General features: G+C 39.2%; 15 protein-coding genes. 14 read left to right on the top strand and 1 reads right to left on the bottom strand.

The window, feature by feature from the left end; genetic code table 11:
* Positions 1-818 precede the first annotated feature (818 nt).
* On the bottom strand, positions 819-1,256 hold the full coding sequence (locus tag GYM62_RS09200; RefSeq protein ID WP_219959188.1) for a MauE/DoxX family redox-associated membrane protein: 438 nt from the start codon (positions 1,254-1,256) through the stop codon (positions 819-821).
* A gap of 293 nt (positions 1,257-1,549) precedes the next feature.
* On the opposite strand from GYM62_RS09200, the gene GYM62_RS09195 reads away from it, so the two are divergent.
* From GYM62_RS09195 to GYM62_RS09130, 14 genes are all read left to right on the top strand, one after another.
* The gene (locus tag GYM62_RS09195) at positions 1,550-2,137 is read left to right on the top strand and encodes a Crp/Fnr family transcriptional regulator (RefSeq protein WP_219959187.1); all 588 of its coding nucleotides are present in this window, start codon (positions 1,550-1,552) and stop codon (positions 2,135-2,137) included.
* Positions 2,134-3,030 (top strand): hypothetical protein, encoded by an 897-nt coding sequence (locus tag GYM62_RS09190; RefSeq protein WP_219959186.1) that lies wholly within the window; start codon positions 2,134-2,136, stop codon positions 3,028-3,030. The genes GYM62_RS09195 and GYM62_RS09190 overlap by 4 nt, the downstream gene beginning before the upstream one ends.
* Before the next feature lie 11 nt (positions 3,031-3,041).
* Positions 3,042-3,236 carry a hypothetical protein gene (locus GYM62_RS09185; RefSeq protein WP_219959185.1) on the top strand — a complete coding sequence of 65 codons (195 nt, stop codon included), beginning with the start codon at positions 3,042-3,044 and terminating at the stop codon, positions 3,234-3,236.
* 342 nt (positions 3,237-3,578) lie between these two features.
* Positions 3,579-4,223: a DUF6266 family protein gene (locus tag GYM62_RS09180; protein WP_219959184.1), complete on the top strand. Its 645-nt coding sequence runs from the start codon at positions 3,579-3,581 to the stop codon at positions 4,221-4,223.
* Positions 4,224-4,347: 124 nt separating this feature from the next.
* Positions 4,348-5,097 (top strand): hypothetical protein, encoded by a 750-nt coding sequence (locus tag GYM62_RS09175; protein WP_219959183.1) that lies wholly within the window; start codon positions 4,348-4,350, stop codon positions 5,095-5,097.
* The gene (locus GYM62_RS09170) at positions 5,097-5,525 is read left to right on the top strand and encodes a hypothetical protein (RefSeq protein ID WP_219959182.1); all 429 of its coding nucleotides are present in this window, start codon (positions 5,097-5,099) and stop codon (positions 5,523-5,525) included. The genes GYM62_RS09175 and GYM62_RS09170 overlap by 1 nt, the downstream gene beginning before the upstream one ends.
* The gene (locus GYM62_RS09165) at positions 5,501-5,728 is read left to right on the top strand and encodes a hypothetical protein (protein WP_219959181.1); all 228 of its coding nucleotides are present in this window, start codon (positions 5,501-5,503) and stop codon (positions 5,726-5,728) included. The genes GYM62_RS09170 and GYM62_RS09165 overlap by 25 nt, the downstream gene beginning before the upstream one ends.
* A gap of 34 nt (positions 5,729-5,762) precedes the next feature.
* A complete protein-coding gene (locus GYM62_RS09160) occupies positions 5,763-6,014 on the top strand; it encodes a hypothetical protein (RefSeq protein ID WP_219958101.1) in 252 nt (83 codons plus the stop codon).
* Positions 6,015-6,180: 166 nt separating this feature from the next.
* A complete protein-coding gene (locus GYM62_RS09155) occupies positions 6,181-6,693 on the top strand; it encodes an N-acetylmuramoyl-L-alanine amidase (RefSeq protein ID WP_219959180.1) in 513 nt (170 codons plus the stop codon).
* A 1,735-nt stretch (positions 6,694-8,428) separates the two neighbouring features.
* Complete coding sequence (locus tag GYM62_RS09150) at positions 8,429-8,950, top strand: RNA polymerase sigma-70 factor (RefSeq protein WP_219959179.1); 522 nt, start codon at positions 8,429-8,431, stop codon at positions 8,948-8,950.
* 137 nt (positions 8,951-9,087) lie between these two features.
* Complete coding sequence (locus GYM62_RS09145) at positions 9,088-10,059, top strand: FecR family protein (RefSeq protein WP_219959178.1); 972 nt, start codon at positions 9,088-9,090, stop codon at positions 10,057-10,059.
* Positions 10,060-10,132: 73 nt separating this feature from the next.
* Positions 10,133-13,609, top strand: a complete 3,477-nt coding sequence (locus tag GYM62_RS09140) for a SusC/RagA family TonB-linked outer membrane protein (protein ID WP_219959177.1) — start codon at positions 10,133-10,135, stop codon at positions 13,607-13,609.
* A 10-nt stretch (positions 13,610-13,619) separates the two neighbouring features.
* Entirely contained in the window at positions 13,620-15,050 is a 1,431-nt protein-coding gene (locus GYM62_RS09135; protein WP_219959176.1) for a SusD/RagB family nutrient-binding outer membrane lipoprotein, read from the top strand.
* 1,297 nt (positions 15,051-16,347) lie between these two features.
* Entirely contained in the window at positions 16,348-17,505 is a 1,158-nt protein-coding gene (locus tag GYM62_RS09130; protein WP_219959175.1) for a glycosyltransferase family 4 protein, read from the top strand.
* The last annotated feature ends 5 nt before the right edge of the window (positions 17,506-17,510 follow it).

Here is a 17,510-nt window from a genome sequence, read left to right as displayed (position 1 = left end):
CGCTGGGTAAACCTCCTTCATCTATTTTCTAAGAAATTACGCTCCTTTGGAGCTTTTGGAAGTAGTAGCCACTCAGTTTAGTCTGTTCATCCTATTATCGGATAATAAAAAAGGAACCAATAGCTAAAACTTGTCCTAGGGTAAGATGAACTTTGAACCTTGAACAATTGAACCTTAGAAAAAAAAATCCCCCAACCCCCTTTAATGAAACCTACGTCCTACTTTGAATTTACATTTCCAAAGGGGGAATTGACCCGTATCTCGCCGAAGGCATATCTTAAAAATTATCTTTTAGGTATATTTTTATTATTTCGCCGCAGGCGTATTTCTACTTATTTCTATCGTATTTCTACCTTCTTCCATACCTACGGCATGGAGAGGAAATCATAAATCCATTTTCTACCGAGCTAAAATCCCTACGGGATAAATATTTCGCTGAAGGCGTATCTGGCTCGACGGAGGAGAGTCTATCTTGCGAAGCATATCTGTTGAATATTATTTCGCTGAAGGTGTATTTCTATTTATTTCAATTGTATTTCTCGAACATCTTGCTGGCACGGTGATACCGGTTCTTATTGGAAATTCTGCGCCAGCGCTGGGGATGGTTGGTGACTTTATTTCCAGGGGTTAAAACCCCTGGCTATTGAAAAGTTAAAGCCTTTCAGGCTTTGAAGAGGTTAAATTTTTGATCTAAATACCTTAAATCTGATTTCGAACATCGAATGATGAATTTCGAATAACGAAGTAACTAATAACCAATAACTAGTTCCTTGATTACCCAATAACACAAATACTCAATTACACAATTAGAAAATTACTCATTCTTCTAAGGCTTCGAGTCCCTCCATCCACAAACCAATCACGGAGATTAGAATCAAAAAGGAATTAAAAATTAGGTGCTCAAGCCATCCCATGGATTCTAGAAATCCGGCACAACTACAGGGTACTCTGGGAAAGGCTCCTACCCAAATCAAGCCAACATAGGTCGTAAATACCGAGAGCAACAATGCACTCCCCAATAATCCAAACCATCGGCTTGATGCAAATACCAGCATCCCTGCCAAGATTAATTCGATCGAAGGTACCACCCAAACCAAAACTTCCTCCAGTTCATTGGGCATTGGCTGATTGAGCATGGCCTTTCTGGTGCTTTCCAAATTGAGTAACTTCTCAAGCCCGGTATAGGTCCATACAAAAACCAAAAGAATCAGGATTCCCAACCTGACCAGTCCAAAATTTAAACCAACTTTTTTCATGCTGTAAGTATTTATGTCAGTAAGAGTCAAGTCGACCAAACTTACAATTCAGAACTGGTTGAAAACCAGGTCATTTGGCGCATTTCGAAAAAAAGATTGTTAAAAACGCGCCATTTGGCGTGTTTTTAACAAAAAAATTATCCGTCTAAACCAAAACCATTAGGATTTTTTAGTTTTCAAACTTTATTTTTCAGCATAAACTTTAGTCATACACCGAAATAAACTGCAAGAAATCGGGTATGTACAGCCTGATTAACACTTTTATTGTCTCACTTTTTTAACCCCTTAAAGCTGTGGAAACATACATTCAACAGATGAAGGAAGACTACGATAGTATTCTTCCTGTTTCAGAAGATCTGTATCGGTCCATCTCCCTTTTTCTGGATTTGAAAAGAAGAAAAAGAGGTGAGGTTTTGAAACCTTCTGGTTCAGTGGAAACGCTCAGCCGATATATCTGCGAGGGATATGTCGGAATCTATTATCCTCAAAAAGAAGAGTTGCATCTCCGCTATGTCTTAAGCCCGACGGATACGGTCTTCGATATGCATTCCTATCTATCTGAGGAAAAATCCTTAGTTGAAATCAGGGCATTGACGGATATCCTGTTTTTTGAATTCCCCAAAGAAGCTGAAATTCAAGTGGTCAGCCAATTCCCCGAATTTGCTCAACTGGGTATTTTGATTAATCACAGAATCCAGCAAAGGCTGGATCGGCAGAATGCCATTCTGAGAATGGATTTTAAAGAGGGATATCCTGCCTTCCTACAATCCCATCCCGGTATAGAGTTTTATCTTAAAAATTGGGATTGGGCCAGTTTGTTTCAATGCAGCCTGAGAACAGTCAGCAGAGTGCTGAATAGTCGGAAAGGAGGGGGATCATGAATAACAGTTTGATCAGCTTTCCCGCTGCCCTGAGTGTTTCAGTTAGAGAATTGGATCACTCAGCTTTAAAATGGGCTTGGTCTCAGCATCTTTTTGACAGTCCGGCTTTTGTTGAGCAGTATAGACTATATAAGATCAACTGGTTTGCTTCTTACTTATATCCCGAGATGGATCCTGAAAAACTGGAATTGCTCAGCCGGTTTTTCTTATGTCTTTTTTTGATTGATGATTACATGGATCAAGTGTCCCTGAAGGAGGCAGCTTGCTTGGTTTCAGGTTTGAAGCGTAAACCGAACCCTCTTAATAACGGGGTATTTGAGACTTTGATCAAAGAAACCTTACACCTCAAAAAGCTTATTGGATTCCATTACAACAGTTCCTGGAAGGAGGATTTTGAAAGCCATTGGTTTGATTACCTGGAGGGTTTGGACTGGGAGTTGGCCATAAAAATCGGAGGTGTATTTCCTGAAATCAGAGACTATCAGTTGATGCGACCTCACAGTTCAGGAGTTTTTCTCGCCTTGATGGTGCTATCCGAGGAGGAAGTTCCCGCATCCTGCAGAAAAGCTAGAATAGAGCAGGATGTAGCCAGGTTTATCTGTCTTTCCAATGATTTGGCCTCTCTTGAAAAGGAAAGGAAGCAAAACGACCCCATCAATGAACTCCTGATTCGGGAGCAATTTCAGGATTCTGAATCTGTAAGAAATATGGTATTTCGGGAACTGGAACGATTGGGAAAGCGAATCAGAGAAGAAGGATTGTTACTTCAAAAAGAATCCGCTGTTGAATGGCTTTGGGTGGAAAAAGTCTGGTTACTCCTTGGAGGCTGCCAAGCTTGGTCTTTCGAAAATATGCGCTACAGTAAGGGACTGAATGGGATAATTCGCTTTTGAAAGGAGGAATTATGTTTAAGAAAAGATGTGTCATATATCCCAAAGATGTGCAACTGATCACGGGCAGAAGTGAACGCTACGGACATTCTCTATTAAATAAAATCCGAAAGTTTTACAGCAAAAAATCCCATCAGTATGTCACTCTGGATGAGTTTTCGGAATTCTCCGGAATTCCATTGGAGGAAGTTGAAAAATATATTGGCTGATAAAAATTGATGGTTGGCGGTTTATAAGGATCAATATTTTGTCAGGCCTTTCCAAGGAGCATGCTTTTCAACAGAAAGGATAACCTGAGATTGAACATTGAACCATCCCACTTTCAATTACTCACATACTCAATTTCTCAATTACTCTATTACTCACTTTAAAAATAACTAACAAATAAAATCTAAAGGGAGGATACTCCATGCTTTCTTCGGCTCATCTTCGGCTCATTGACGGCTTTTCTTTGACTTACAAATTAATTCAAGCCGAGTTTGAGTGGGTATCGATACCAATTAAACCCGAAGCGCATATGCATCATCCTGCCTTTTTTAAACTTCTATCTTATGGCAAAATCAATAGAATTTCCTTTTGGGAAGATTTCCGGGAAGCTCGGAAATGTGGTTTTTTATGAAAGAAACGGCAAAGTCTGTGTAAGGAAAAGACCGGGAAAAATAAGTGGCGAGCCTTCTCCCAAACAACTCTACCATAGGGAGGCTTTTTCAAAAATCAATTCCTTTTTGCGACCGATTCGGACTGAACTGGAGTTTGGGTTTTTCAGGCCGGATAGCGATAAATCCAAGCGATTTGCCCAGGCTGTTTCACTGGGGCTTAAACGAGCTGTTTTTCCAGAGGAAGGAATCCCAGTCTTAAAACCTGAAAAGGTATTGATAAGTACAGGTGACCTTACGGAGCCGAAGGGACTTAGCCTGACTTGGATTGCAGACAATAAACTCAGTATCCATTGGCGGCCAAATCAATTTGAGGGATTGGCCAAAGAAGGAGACCAATTGTTTTACCTGGCCTATGATCCGGTGGAGAAAAGGAAATGGTCCATTTTGGAAGGGGCTTCCAGAAAAACCGGATTTCAGGAAGTTGAATTCCCGTGGACGGGTCCTCTTCAGGGGCAGTTTTATCATTATTTTGCCTTCCATAAAAATAAGCGAAAATCAAGAGAGTTTTCCAATTCAGTCTGTTTTGGAATATTCTGAATTTTAGGAAAAAAAATAGCTTTTTAAGCTCATTACGCATTATCCGCATCAACCGCACATTCGATTGAAAGCCGGAATTCCTTCCCGGATCTTAGCCTCATGTTTAACCTAAACCCATTTTACTATGGCAAAACAAACAGGAGTAATTACGCTGGAAGGTAGAGTCGGGAGGCTTTCCTTCTACAAGACCAAAGATGGCTACTTGGCCCGCGAAAAAGGAGGAGTCAGCAAATCCAGGATTCTGAATGATCCCCGGTTTGCAAGAACCCGGGAGAATATGCGGGAGTTTGCCGACAATGCCAAATCTTCCAAACTGATGCGGGATGCCTTGAGACCGGTGATCTCGCAGATAGGCGACAAGCGACTCAATCAGAGACTGACCCAGGCCTTGATGAGAGTGCTCAAATCCGATCAGCTCAATGTTCGGGGAGACCGAAGAGTCAAAGACGGGGAATGGGATCTGCTGAAGGATCTGGAACTGAACGCAGGCTCTTCTCTGAGTAGCACGCTTTTCTTTGAGCTGCAATTCGATGAAACTGGTACCAGCTGGGAAGTTCAGTTGCCTGCCTTTGTGCCCAGAGATATGATTGCGATTCCGAATGGAGCGACGCATTTCAAGATTTCTGCTACAGGAGTGGGGGTGGATTTTGATCAGAACTCCCGAACACTCTCCGGGGCAAGCAGTCCTGTTCAATCCGTTTTGGATCCGGCTATGGCTCAGACTCTGAGTGTGGACAAAAGCCAGTTGGAAGGGTCTCATTTCGCCTATTTGATCTCTGTGGAATTTATCCAGATTGTAAACGGGGTGGAATATGCCATCAACAACGGAGCGCACAATGCAGCTAAAATTATCTCTCTGAGCAAGTCTTCCTGATGAGATTGCTTTTGGTTAGAAAGTACACTCCCCGGGGTAGCCTGGGGAGGCTTTTCCTGGGTCAGAGACAGCTATGCTTTATCAGGGAGGCTCCCAAAGCCTGTTTTGGTTCCGGGTCTTCCTGCTTGGAGGAAGGGATCTATGAACTGGAGCCCCTTCACAGTGAAGCAAGCGGCTGGCAAATACGGGTAGGGGATAAGGGCATGATTTTATCCAAGGGGGCTGATCAGTTGCCGGGGACTTTTGAACTCTGTCCGGTCAGCTGTTACCGAGCAGATGGCACTCCATTGTTCACCAAACTGGCCTTTCAAAAATTATTTGATGAGCTGGGAGAATATTGGGGAAGAGGAGAGATCCTCCAATTGCAGATAGAATCCAAACCCATTCCCTATTCACTGGAAAAATGTCAGATACCATCCTGTTACTGACCATTACCGGGGCGATCATATCGGTTTTGCTGTCTGTGATCGCTTATTTTCTCAAGTTTCTGTTTCAGGACTTTAGAAAACTGCAAGAGGATTTTCTGGAGATCAAAGCCAGACAGGAGAGTCTGAGAGCTGAGATTGACAGAATCTCCGAGGTGTTGCTTTTGCTCAAAAAGCAGCTGATGCGGAAAGCTCGACTTTCTTAAAAACAGATAATTAAACAATACAAATACTAATCACATGGGAATACTATCAGAAATCAAGCAGAGGGCTTTGGCCCCCACACCACCCTTCTTTAAAAAACTGAAAAGAATAGGGTTGGTAATAGCCGCTGTAGGCACGGCGGTTTTGACAGCTCCAGGTTCTGTTCCTGCCGCTTTACTGCTATGGGCAGGGCATGCTGTGACAGCCGGAACCATCCTGGTGACCATCACTCAACTGACGGTTGATGAAAATCAGCCGGAAGATGGGGATGCATCACTGACTTATTGATCATCAAGCTGGGCGGGTTTCCTGCCCGGCTTTTTTTGAAATAACAGATGAGAGGGTTGAGAAGCGAGATGCGAGAAGCTAGAGACGAGAAGCCATATCATTCAATTACTCAGTTCCTCAATTACTCAATTACTCTATTACTCAATTACACAAATACACAATCACAATGATTTCAAAAATCCGATATATCAAACACCTTGTTATCCATTGTTCTGCGGGATATGCAGGCAGAGATGGAATCGAAAGATTTTGGAAAGAGAGACTAAAATGGAAAGTTCCGGGCTATCATTTTTTGATTGAGGTGGATGGCTTAATTCATCAATTGCTCTCATTAGACCAGGTCAGTAATGGAGTCAGGGGTTACAATCAGCACGCCATTCATATTTGTTATGTGGGTGGAGTACATCCTAACAATGTTCATTTGGCTATGGATACTCGTACTGAGCAACAGCAAGCGGGTATTCTAAACTGTATCTTTCAATCCCTAGAATGGGCCAAACAGTTTCAGGATATTTCAGCCATCAAGATTTTAGGCCATCGGGACTTTTCGCCGGACAAAAACGGAAATGGAATCATAGAACCTTGGGAACGAATCAAAGAATGCCCCTCCTTTGATGCGATCTTAGAGTATCAATGGATTATGAAGAGGGGGAATGAGGTTAAGGTTGATATTTCGTGATCCCTTGCATTGATAGGAGTTTAAAGTTTAAAGTGAGAAGTTTAAATTTTACAGGATTTCAGTTTGATTCAATAGCTCCGAAGGAGTGGGATTATTTAGGAACCAGGAATTATATCTAGCGTTTTTTGCAGCTCTGAAAGAGCGGGATAAAAGAGGTTTAATTTGCTTGCAGAGGCGCAGCGACGCAGTAATTTTCATCTCCCGCAAAGCGTGTAAGTAGCAAAGAGAGCTGGGAGTTAATAGTTATTTAGGATTTGGTCATTGAAATGACTTCTGTTTTTTTAAAACTATGTGATCTATGATTTCTATGAGGTTTAAAATAAAAATTGCTCGCAGTGGCGCAGCGACGCAGCGATTTTGATCTCCCGCGAAGAGTAGAAGAGGGGTGGAAGTTAATTTTAAATGGTTATTAGTTATTAGGGAATATGTCTATTGAAGGGGCTATTTTGATTTAAACTATGTGATCTATGATTTCTATGCGGTTTTAAATAAAAATAGCTCGCAGTGGCGCAGCGGCGCAGCGATTTTGATCTACCGCGAAGAGTAGAAGTGGCAAAGAGGGGTGGGAGTTAATTTTAAATGTTTATTAGGTATTAGGGGATATGTCTATTGAAGGGGCTATTTTGATTTGAACTATGTGATCTATGATTTCTATGAGGTTTAAAATAAAAATTGCTCGCAGTGGCGCAGCGACGCAGCGATTTTGATCTCCCGCGAAGAGTAGAAGTGGTGAAGAGGGGTGGGAGTTAATTTTAAATATTTATTAGGTATTAGGTATTAGGGGATATGTCTATTGAAGGGGCTATTTTGATTTAAACTATGTGACTTATAATTTCTATGTGGTTTAATAAATTTTTTTCTCTGGAATCTTGAGCGTTCTCGGCGACTCGGCAGTAAATGAATTTTAAGTTTAAGGTAGAGAATTTAAAGTTTGAATCTTAATATCACCTTAAAGCTCCGAAGGAGCGGGATTATTTAGAAAATTAAAATTGGAAACATCCTATGGAACAGCTCTGAAGGAGCGGGATAATGGAAGTATAAAGTTGAAGAATTTAAAGTTTAGACACTTTTCATAAATATTCAATTTGTACGAATTAAGGCATCAAACCACCCTAGCTATGGTTTTTTTACGATTAAAAAAGACTTATTCGCTCAAAATGCTGTCTAAAGCCTTAAGAATTCTTTGATGTTCTATTTTTTTGGCTAACAATTCTACTTCAATCAGATTAGGAAGAAAACTAAAATTATGCTTTTGGTTTTGCTAATTTTTTTGGATATCACCTTTCAAAGATCCCACTTCTCATATTTCCTAACCATCCTTTAAGCCCTATACCATTGATAAAGTGAATTGAAAGAAAGAATTTAAGGATTAAGTTGTTCGAACCTTATAAATGGCTTTATTGATTATTCGAAATTAGGCTAGTTGCCTTATTTTCTTAGCTTGATTGTTTGGATACTTCGATCGACTTCATTCTGCACAGGCTTTCGAAGGCCTAGCCACAGCAGGCGAAGCTTTCGGAATCTGATCCTTTAAACTGACAATAAGCCGAATTTTGCTGGTGCTGGTAAGAAAGCGGATATCCATGTTGGCTGTTATTTAATTCTGTGACAAAATCGGGGGATTCATTTTCTTTATGGGTCCAAGTTCCAAAGATGATTTAATGAAAGCTTAACCTGTTTTTTAAAACACTAAGACCCTTCTTTTTTAAATTTGATAGTCTTATTTCAAGGAATTATGTCACAATTTTTATCGGAAAATCAATTTGAAAAGGTTTTTAGAGATCATTGGAAGGATATGTATCTGGCGGCTTATTCTAGACTAAATGACCGTTTACAAGCTGAAGACCTTATTCAGGATGTTTTTATCTCAATTTGGGAAAGAAGGGAGAGCTTGGACCTTCAAAAAAACTGGAGACCTTACCTTTTGACAGCTGTGAAATACCAGGTAATGAAAAGTTTAAGCTTAAAAAGTTTTCATCAGGTCCCGGTAGAGAATTACGTTGATTCCATTCACGAGGAGGATTTTTTGGATTTGGATGAGCTCTATTCACTCATTGAAGTGGAAATAGAAAAACTACCAAAACGTGCTAGGGAAATTTTTAAATTAAACAAAATTGAAGGGTATTCAATTGAGGAAATTGCTGATACTCTAAATCTTGCCCCTCAGACTGTGCACAACCAATTAAGTATTGCTATGAAAGCGCTCAGAAAGGAGCTTAGACATATATCTCCTTTGTTTTTTCTATGGTGGTTTTGAGGTTAAGCATTGAGTTTTTGTCTTCCCAAATTACGGAGTTGTTAATTTTATTGTTCAAAATTTGATAATTCCCTAATCCGTAAATACGGTAAAAAAGTCGGGATCTCGCACTTTATCCATGAATCTAAGATAATGATATGGATAAGTTTGATCCTAAATTGATCAGGAAAATCCTTCAAGGTAAAGCCAGTAATGAGGAGTTAGTAGCTTTTAATGAATGGTATGAGCAAGTTCCTGAAGTAAAGACTGAACTCATCTTCAATGAGGGCTTTTCAGAAAAGGAACTGGAACAAAAGCTATGGATAAAAATTAATCCATATTTAAGTGCAAACGCTCTAAAAAAGAAGAATTCTATTTTCACTTTTAAAACTTGGAAAATTGCAGCAAGCTGGATTTTATTTTTGGCATTGTTCTCCTCTGTTTATTTTATTTTTTCCCAAAAAGACCAATCCAATGATCTAGGCCAAATAGCTTGGAAGTATTTTGAAAATGGAAGCTCGGGAATTAAGAAAATTCTACTCCCTGATGGAAGTCAGGTTAGATTAAACAAGGGTTCTGAGCTATGGATTTCTCCTAATTTCAAATCCAACCGAGAGGTCAAACTTAATGGAGAAGGATTCTTCGATGTTCAAAGAGACAGCTTACATCCCTTTAAAGTCTATACCCAAAATCTCGTTACAGAAGTACTAGGGACTTCATTTTTAGTTCAATCGGAGAAATCGGCTTTTGAATCAGTTCAAGTAAAAAGCGGAAAAGTTTCAGTAAGGCTACAAGGAGAGTTTTCCTATTTGCTGAGTCCCGGTAATCGAATAGAATGGAAAAATAGCCAATTGAATTTTATTGAAGATGGAGGAGAGAGTTCTTATGATTGGGTTGAAGGTCTGTTGAGGTTTGAAAATGAGTCCATCACACAAGTCATCTCCAAATTAGAATCTTGGTACGGAGTCAAAATTCACCTTGAAAACAATTTGAATCTTGTCTGTCACCTTACAGGGACTTATCAAAACCTCAGCCTGGAAAATGTCTTGGAGTTAATCAGTTTTTCTATCCCAATTGAATATAGCATTGATAATCAGGTTGTTAATATTCATCTTAAATCCTGTCATTAATCTTAATCCAATTCATATTTCAAAAATCAAGATCAGAATCATCAACCATTTATAAACTGAAAGACCTATAATCATGAAAAAAAAACTTCTACCTATTAATTGGCTGGCATTGAGATATCTTTCTCTTTGCATGCTTTTATTATGTTTTCAAAATAAAGCAAGGGCGGAATTATTGCTGGGACAAAAATTAAGTGATACTCACTTAAAATTATCCGGGACTGAAATTCAACTGGAAGACTTATTACGAAGCATTGAAAATCAAAGCGAGTTTGAATTTTCTTACAGTAACGAACTAAGCTTAAACTTTAAAGTTTCATTAAAGTCAAGGATGGTGAATTTGGCTGATCTTTTGAAAGAAATTTCATCTCAAACGTCTTTATCCTTTAGACAAATCAATCAAACTATCGCTATTTCTGGTGGTAATGTTTCACAAAAAAAGCCAATTGAATTCCTTAATATTCAAGGAACTGTATATGATGCAGAAACTCAAGAAACCATTCCCGGGGTAAATATTATAATCAAGGGAAAAAATAGAGGCACCACTACAGATGTTAATGGAAATTATAGTTTGAGTGTTGAAGAAGGCGAAACCTTAATTTTTTCTTTTGTGGGCTACCAAAAAAAAGAGGTGCTAATAAAAAATCAAACACAAATTGATATCGTATTATCCTTAGAAAGTGGGGTTTTATCAGAGGTGATTGTTACAGCTCTAGGCATCAAGAGGGAAGAGAAGGCCATAGGTTATGCTGAGCAGCAAGTCAATTCTGAAGCTCTCTTAGAGGCGCGTTCTAATAACTGGTCGGATGCACTTAGAGGGAAAGTCGCCGGATTAAATATTTTGAGTGCAGGAAGTGGACCCTTAAACTCTGCCCAAATAAGTTTGAGAGGTAATACCTCCTTAAATCCAAATGGAAATTTTGCTCTTATTGTGGTAGATGGTGTTCCTATGAATTCCGGTCTTACCTCTTCAGGGGTAAATAATGCCTATGGAGCAGGTTCAGGGAATGATGTTCCTGTTGATTTCGGGAATGGCATAGCAGATCTCAACCCTGATGACATAGAGTCTATTTCAGTTTTGAAAGGCGCCAGTGCAACCGCCTTATATGGAAGCCGTGCTGCTAACGGAGCACTAATTATAACCACTAAGGGGGGAAGTAAGGTCAAGAAAGGAATTGGAGTCACAGTCAATAGTAATATCAGTTTTAATGATGTGTTGAGATGGCCTGATTATCAATATGAATATGGTCAAGGAACGGGAAGAGCATTTAATTCTGACGGTGAATTATATTATTCCTATGGAGCATCTGAAGATGGAAATAATACGGGTGGAACGAGTTCTGCCTTTGGGCCGAAATTTGAAAATCAAATGTATTTTCAATACGATCCTACTGTTGAGGGCCAATTCATAGAAAGGCAATTATGGAGACCATATCGGGATAATATTAAGAGCTTTTGGAGAACAGGATTCAACTCAATCAATAATGTGGCTATAGATGGAGCCCACGATAAGGGTTCTGCAAGAGTTTCATTTACGCATACCAAAAATGAATGGATAATGCCCAATACCGGTTTCGAAAGATTTGTAGCCGCCCTTTCCGTCAATCAGGAAGTTTCAGATAAACTCCAAATCAACGCAAAAGCTAATTATACCAATAAAAGAAGTGATAATCTTCCTGCAACTGGGTATAATAATCAATCCATTGCTTACTTTATGATTTTCCAAAATCCGAATGTGGATTTGAATTGGTATAGGCCTATTTGGAGAAATGGATTGAAGGATGTAGAACAGGTTCATCCATTTAGCAGCTTTATAGATAACCCATATCTTATTGCTTATGAAATGACCAATGCTGTCAATAATCATACATTTTTTGGCAACATTTCCAGTACTTATACATTTAGTGATCATTTTAGCTTAATGCTTCGTTCTGGGCTGGCTATGAGCCAGGAAGAAAGATCACAAAGAAGGCCGTATAGTTCTGCCAATTTTCAAAGGGGATATTATAAGGAACAAGATATCAGTAATTATGAAGTAAATTCTGACTTTTTATTCACTTACAGAGGGAAAATTGGCGGCAAAATATCTGTCAATAGCAGTATTGGTGGTAACCAAATGAAAAGAAATTATAGACTCATTAGTGCAGATGTCAATGGATTGGTTATTCCTGGAGTTTTTAAGTTGGCTAATGGAATGAGTAACCCTACAGTGAGTACACGAGATAATAACAGGGTAATCAATTCTCTTTACGGTTTGGTGACCTTCGATTTTGATGAGAAGATATTTGTTGATCTAACCGGTAGAAATGATTGGTCCAGTACGCTTCCTTTGGCAAACAATAGCTTTTTCTATCCTTCCATAAGCAGTAGTTTCATTCTGACTGATTTAATGAAACTTCCAAAGCCCATTAGCTTTGCAAAGCTTAGAATAGCAGGAGCTCAGGTAGGAAACGATACTGAACCCTATAGAACGTCAAAATACTATAATCAAAGTGATTTTCCCGGCTCTGGGTCTGTACCCACAACACTGTTCAATACGAACTTCAAACCTGAGATTACCACAAGTTTTGAAACGGGAATCGAACTAATCTTTTTCGATAGAAGGATAGGCTTAGATATAAATTACTACCTATCCGAAACCAGGAATCAAATTATTCAAGTTCCTATTGATATTGTAACTGGTTTTTCTTCGGCTATTCTTAATGCGGGTGAAGTTCAAAATAAAGGATGGGAGGTAATCCTTAATGCTACACCTGTTCGAAGGGGAAATTTTGAATGGAACACATCATTTAATTGGGCAAGAAATAGAAATAAGGTACTTACTCTTCCTGATGAAGTGGATGGAAGTCAGGAAATAGGTAGTGGAGGCAATGCAACTTTAATTGCTAAAGTTGGAGGAACAACCGGCGATATTTATGGATTTGGATTTGTAAGATCTCCTGAAGGTGAAATCGTATATGGAAGTAATGGTTTGCCTTTAAGACCTCAAGAAATTCAATACATAGGAAATGCCTATGCTGACTGGAGAGGTGGCCTCAGAAATGAGTTTAAGTATAAAAATGTAAGGCTTTCAGTTTTATTGGATGGCCAATATGGTGGCATTGTATATTCCCAGACCCACCATAAAATGTCTGAAATGGGCAAGTTGACCCACACTTTAAGAGGAAGGGAAGAAGGGTTCATTATAGGAGATGGTGTCATAAGAAATGCAGATGGGACTTATTCACCCAATACTATACAAGTCAATCTACCAGACTATTATCGAGAATATTATCGAAGAGCTAATGTAGAGTCCAATTCCTTCGACGCTTCATTTTTGAAATTGAGAGAGTTAAGGGCTGAATTCAATATTCCAAGCTCAATTCTTGCAAAAACCTCAATTAGAGCGGCATCCATCGCTTTTTACGGAAGAGACCTGGCAATTTGGACCAAGTTTCCAATTTTCGATCCAGAAACTGCAGCTTTGAATGGCTCAACATTACTCCCAGGTGTAGAAATGGGCCAACTTCCAACCCCAAGAACTTTTGGAGCCAACCTTACCCTCAAATTTTAATTGACTTATCATGAAAAATAAAATCATATTAATTACTAGCCTTCTGATTGGACAAATCTTGACTTCTTGTACCAGTGATTTTGAGGAAATCAACACCGATCCAAATAGAATCGACCAAATAAGTCCTGGTACTTTGTTAAATCCAATTATTTATGGACTAAGTAGTTTTAATACAGATAGGGCAGATGCATTTACCTTTCAAGTTATGCAGGTTGCCCTGCCTTTTCCAAGTGCAACGGGGGGATTACATAGGTATGATGTATCTGAAGCTGCAGGTAACTCTACATGGAATACTTATTACAGGTGGTTAAACAATATAAGGGAAATGAAAGCTGCTGCCATCAGGGCAGAGGATCCTAATTATGAAGCAATCGCACTTACTCTGGAAGCATGGGTTGGAAGCCAGCTGACAGATTCATTTGGAGATGTGCCATTTTCCGAGGCAAGTAAAGGGGAGGAGGGGATATTTCAGGCAAAGTTTGATACTCAGGAAGAGATATATACCCAAATTTTAGCCAATCTGGAATTCGCAAATAAGCTATACGAGGAGTCTAGACCTATGGTATTTGGTGAGGATATTCTTTTTTTCAATGATGTAAAAAGATGGAGAAAATTCACTAATTCTTTGAATTTGAGGCTTCTTCTAAGAGTTTCAAACAGGATTAATACGCTGGATAAAATGCGGACAATTATTGAAAACCCCTCAGAATATCCTGTTTTTGAATCTACAGAAGATTCTGCCATACTTCAAATTACAGGCATTGTACCTAATATCTCGCCTTGGGGAAGAGCTATAGATTTTACTACTTTTAGATCAATCTCAGCTTTTTTTGCCGATAAGTTGAATGAGCTGGAGGATCCTAGAAGACAAAAATTTATGACTCAAGCAAGAAAACTTGACGGTCAAACTTCTATCGGCTATAAGGGTGTAACAAGTGGCTATGCAGGTTCGGATTCCCAATTCGATTTTCTGCCCAGTAATCACAATATTGCTTTGGTTCAAGCTCCAATGATTTCTTTGATTTTGACCTATTCAGAAGTGGAGTTTATCAAAGCAGAACTTGCACAAAGAGGCATTTTATCCTCAGATGCAAAAACTCACTACCAAAAAGCTGTACGTGCGGCTATGGATCAATGGAGCGTTGAAATTTCCGATAATTATTTTGATAACCCTTCTGCAGCATATGATGGTTCATTGGAGAAGATTCTACTCCAAAAGTATCTAGGATTATATTTTAATGATTATCAACAATGGTTTGAATATCGAAGAACTGGATTTCCCATACTTCCCAAGGCAGATGGAATGTTGAATAATCAGCAAGTTCCTGTTCGTTTCAGATATCCTATTAGTGCTCAAATAAATAACCCTTCCAATTACCAAGAGGCTGTTTCAAGGATGGGTGGAGATGATATCAATATCAAAGTATGGTGGGAAAGGTAGAGATTAATTTGTCAGTATAAGATTTCTGAGAATTGGATGTAAAGGAATTTTCTGCTAGGTTTTATTTTGGGATGAGTAATCAGGTTTTTGCTGTAAGAAAGCAAGTTATTCTTTGATAACATCTCGATCAATTATCGAATCCTTTGGTTTAAAAATGAAATGCGCGGTGGCAAATAGTCGCCGCGTTTTTAATTTCCCAAAATGCAAGGTATTATTTGGGTTAAAATATATAATTTATCACAGTAGCCAAGTGGCGAAGAAAAGTAGGCAAAAGCAGTAGGCAGTAAGCAGTTTTCGGGTTTGCGAGCCCTAAATAAAGCCGTCACCGCGAGGAACGAAGCGGTCTCAAAAAGGCTGAAATTTAAAGTGAGAAGTCTGAAATTAGCCTGACAAAAACGACTGGTCTCTTCATAAAACTCCATGGTCCTCTATGTTCTCTTTGGTACAAAATAGCTCGCGGTGACGCATCAGCGGTTTTTTCTCCCGCAGAGAGCAGAGGGGCAAAGTAGGGTGGGAGTTAATTGTTAATGGTTATTAGGTATTAGCGAATAGGTCCATTGAAGGGGCTATTTTGATTTAAACTATGTGATCTATGATTTCTATGAGGTTTTAAATAAAAATAGCTCGCAGTGGCGCAGCGACGCAGCGATTTTGATCTCCCGCAAAGGGTGGAAGAAAGGAGGTTTAAAGTTTTGGACCTATTCAAACTATGTTTTCTATCCTCTCTATGTGGTTTAATAAATTTTTCTCTGTGGAATCTTCAGCGGTCTTTGCGGTGGAAGAGATTAAGTTTCTCCCAGCGGCGCGGCGGTTTTGATCTACCGCAAAGTAGCAAAGAAGGGATAGGAGTTATTTGTTATTAGTTATTAGGGCCTAAATCCAATGATTTTGTCCATACACAGTTCATTAATTACTTTTTCAAATTTGAAACTTGACAATGAACCAAGAAGCGAGAGATAAGAGGCGAGAATCTAGACTTGAGATCGTTATCAATTAATCAGTTACCCAATTACTCAATTACACAATTACTCCATTTCTCCATTACTCAACTTTCACCGCTTTGAAGAAGTCTTCCTCAGATTTTGAAAACTAAATCAAATGCCCTTATTTACAGGCATGATTTTTGAAAAAATTTAATACTCAAAAAATTGAATTTAATCTTAGTTTAAATACCTGATATACATTAAATTATGTTTTTCATACTTTTCATCATATCAGGCCTTCCATTAATAAATCATTAAAGGCAGGACTTTTGTAATCAATACTTTGTAATTTTAATCAATTAAACCAACCAATTATGTTTTTTTTGTTAGCTATACTCACAGCTTTTTCGGTGGGGTTTTTTGTCACACCGATTCTCATAAAGCTACTCCACAAGGCGCAAATAGGTGATTTGCCCGGTGGACGTAAAATTCACAAAAAATTTATCCCTTCCATGGGAGGAATTGCTTTCTTTTTGGCTGCTTCTATCGCTATGTCCATTTGGGCTTGGCAGTTTCCACTTCCTGATATCCGCTATTTACTGGGTGCCATAGCTCTGGTATTCTTCGTTGGCCTTCGGGATGATATGGTGGAACTAAAAGCCACTCATAAGATCATGGGCCAGCTGGTTGCTGTCTTATTGGTTATTGTTGCCGCTGATATCAGAATCAAGGATCTACATGGATTTATGGGAGTAGGGGAACTCAACTTGTATGTTTCATACGGATTTTCTGCTTTTGTAATCTTGGCCTTGACCAATGCGTTCAACCTGATCGATGGATTGGATGGCTTGGCCTCAACCATGGCGGTGATTGTTCTAAGCTCTCTGGGTATTTGGTTCTATGTGCATGGCCTGGACAGCTTCGCCGTGCTTTGCTTTACCTTCTTGGGTGGAATTCTTTCCTTCTTGGTATATAATTGGCATCCTGCCAAAATCTTTATGGGTGATACAGGTTCTCTAACACTGGGTTTTACCATGGGAGCCTTGATTATTGCATTCATGGAATATAATGCGGCTTTGCCTGCTGGATCGGCTTGGAAGTTCGAACCTATATTTTCCTCAGGAATTGCATTGATGATTTTTCCATTGTATGATATGGCTAGAGTATTTACCCGTAGGATCATGCAGGGAAAGGGGCCAATGACTCCAGATAAAAGCCATGTACACCATTTCCTAATGAGATCTGGATTGAAGCATAATCATGTGGCAATGCTCCTAGGTTTCATTCAATTGACTTTTGTAGTCTTGGTAGTTGCATTGAAAGATTATTCAGATCATTTGGTTTTACCACTGATTTCTGTCATTGCTCTCGGCCTCGGATATAGGCTGGATCAAGTCACGGTTAAATATGTGAAGAAGAAGGTTCATGCCGAGCCAAGAGTGCTGGAAGTAAGGCCTCTTTCGCAGCAACAAAGAAGAAAAATCAAATTGGAAATGGAAGAAATTCGAGAATCCAAGATGAATCTAAACTAAGCTTA

The sequence above is a fragment of the Algoriphagus sp. NBT04N3 genome (genome assembly GCF_019443765.1).
Taxonomy (GTDB): Bacteria; Bacteroidota; Bacteroidia; order Cytophagales; family Cyclobacteriaceae; genus Algoriphagus; species Algoriphagus ornithinivorans.
Note: the sequence above shows the minus strand (reverse complement) of the source record. Positions and strands in the feature narration are given on the sequence as shown.

Bases quoted from the DNA above. Each gene is read 5' to 3' on its own strand.
- GYM62_RS09200 (WP_219959188.1), bottom strand. From the start codon at position 1,256: ATGAAAAAAGTTGGTTTAAATTTTGGACTGGTCAGGTTGGGAATCCTG.
- GYM62_RS09165 (WP_219959181.1), top strand. From the start codon at position 5,501: ATGTCAGATACCATCCTGTTACTGACCATTACCGGGGCGATCATATCG.
- GYM62_RS09185 (WP_219959185.1), top strand. From the start codon at position 3,042: ATGTTTAAGAAAAGATGTGTCATATATCCCAAAGATGTGCAACTGATC.
- GYM62_RS09160 (WP_219958101.1), top strand. From the start codon at position 5,763: ATGGGAATACTATCAGAAATCAAGCAGAGGGCTTTGGCCCCCACACCA.
- GYM62_RS09145 (WP_219959178.1), top strand. From the start codon at position 9,088: ATGGATAAGTTTGATCCTAAATTGATCAGGAAAATCCTTCAAGGTAAA.
- GYM62_RS09170 (WP_219959182.1), top strand. From the start codon at position 5,097: ATGAGATTGCTTTTGGTTAGAAAGTACACTCCCCGGGGTAGCCTGGGG.
- GYM62_RS09140 (WP_219959177.1), top strand. From the start codon at position 10,133: ATGAAAAAAAAACTTCTACCTATTAATTGGCTGGCATTGAGATATCTT.
- GYM62_RS09175 (WP_219959183.1), top strand. From the start codon at position 4,348: ATGGCAAAACAAACAGGAGTAATTACGCTGGAAGGTAGAGTCGGGAGG.
- GYM62_RS09135 (WP_219959176.1), top strand. From the start codon at position 13,620: ATGAAAAATAAAATCATATTAATTACTAGCCTTCTGATTGGACAAATC.
- GYM62_RS09150 (WP_219959179.1), top strand. From the start codon at position 8,429: ATGTCACAATTTTTATCGGAAAATCAATTTGAAAAGGTTTTTAGAGAT.
- GYM62_RS09130 (WP_219959175.1), top strand. From the start codon at position 16,348: ATGTTTTTTTTGTTAGCTATACTCACAGCTTTTTCGGTGGGGTTTTTT.
- GYM62_RS09190 (WP_219959186.1), top strand. From the start codon at position 2,134: ATGAATAACAGTTTGATCAGCTTTCCCGCTGCCCTGAGTGTTTCAGTT.
- GYM62_RS09180 (WP_219959184.1), top strand. From the start codon at position 3,579: ATGGCAAAATCAATAGAATTTCCTTTTGGGAAGATTTCCGGGAAGCTC.
- GYM62_RS09155 (WP_219959180.1), top strand. From the start codon at position 6,181: ATGATTTCAAAAATCCGATATATCAAACACCTTGTTATCCATTGTTCT.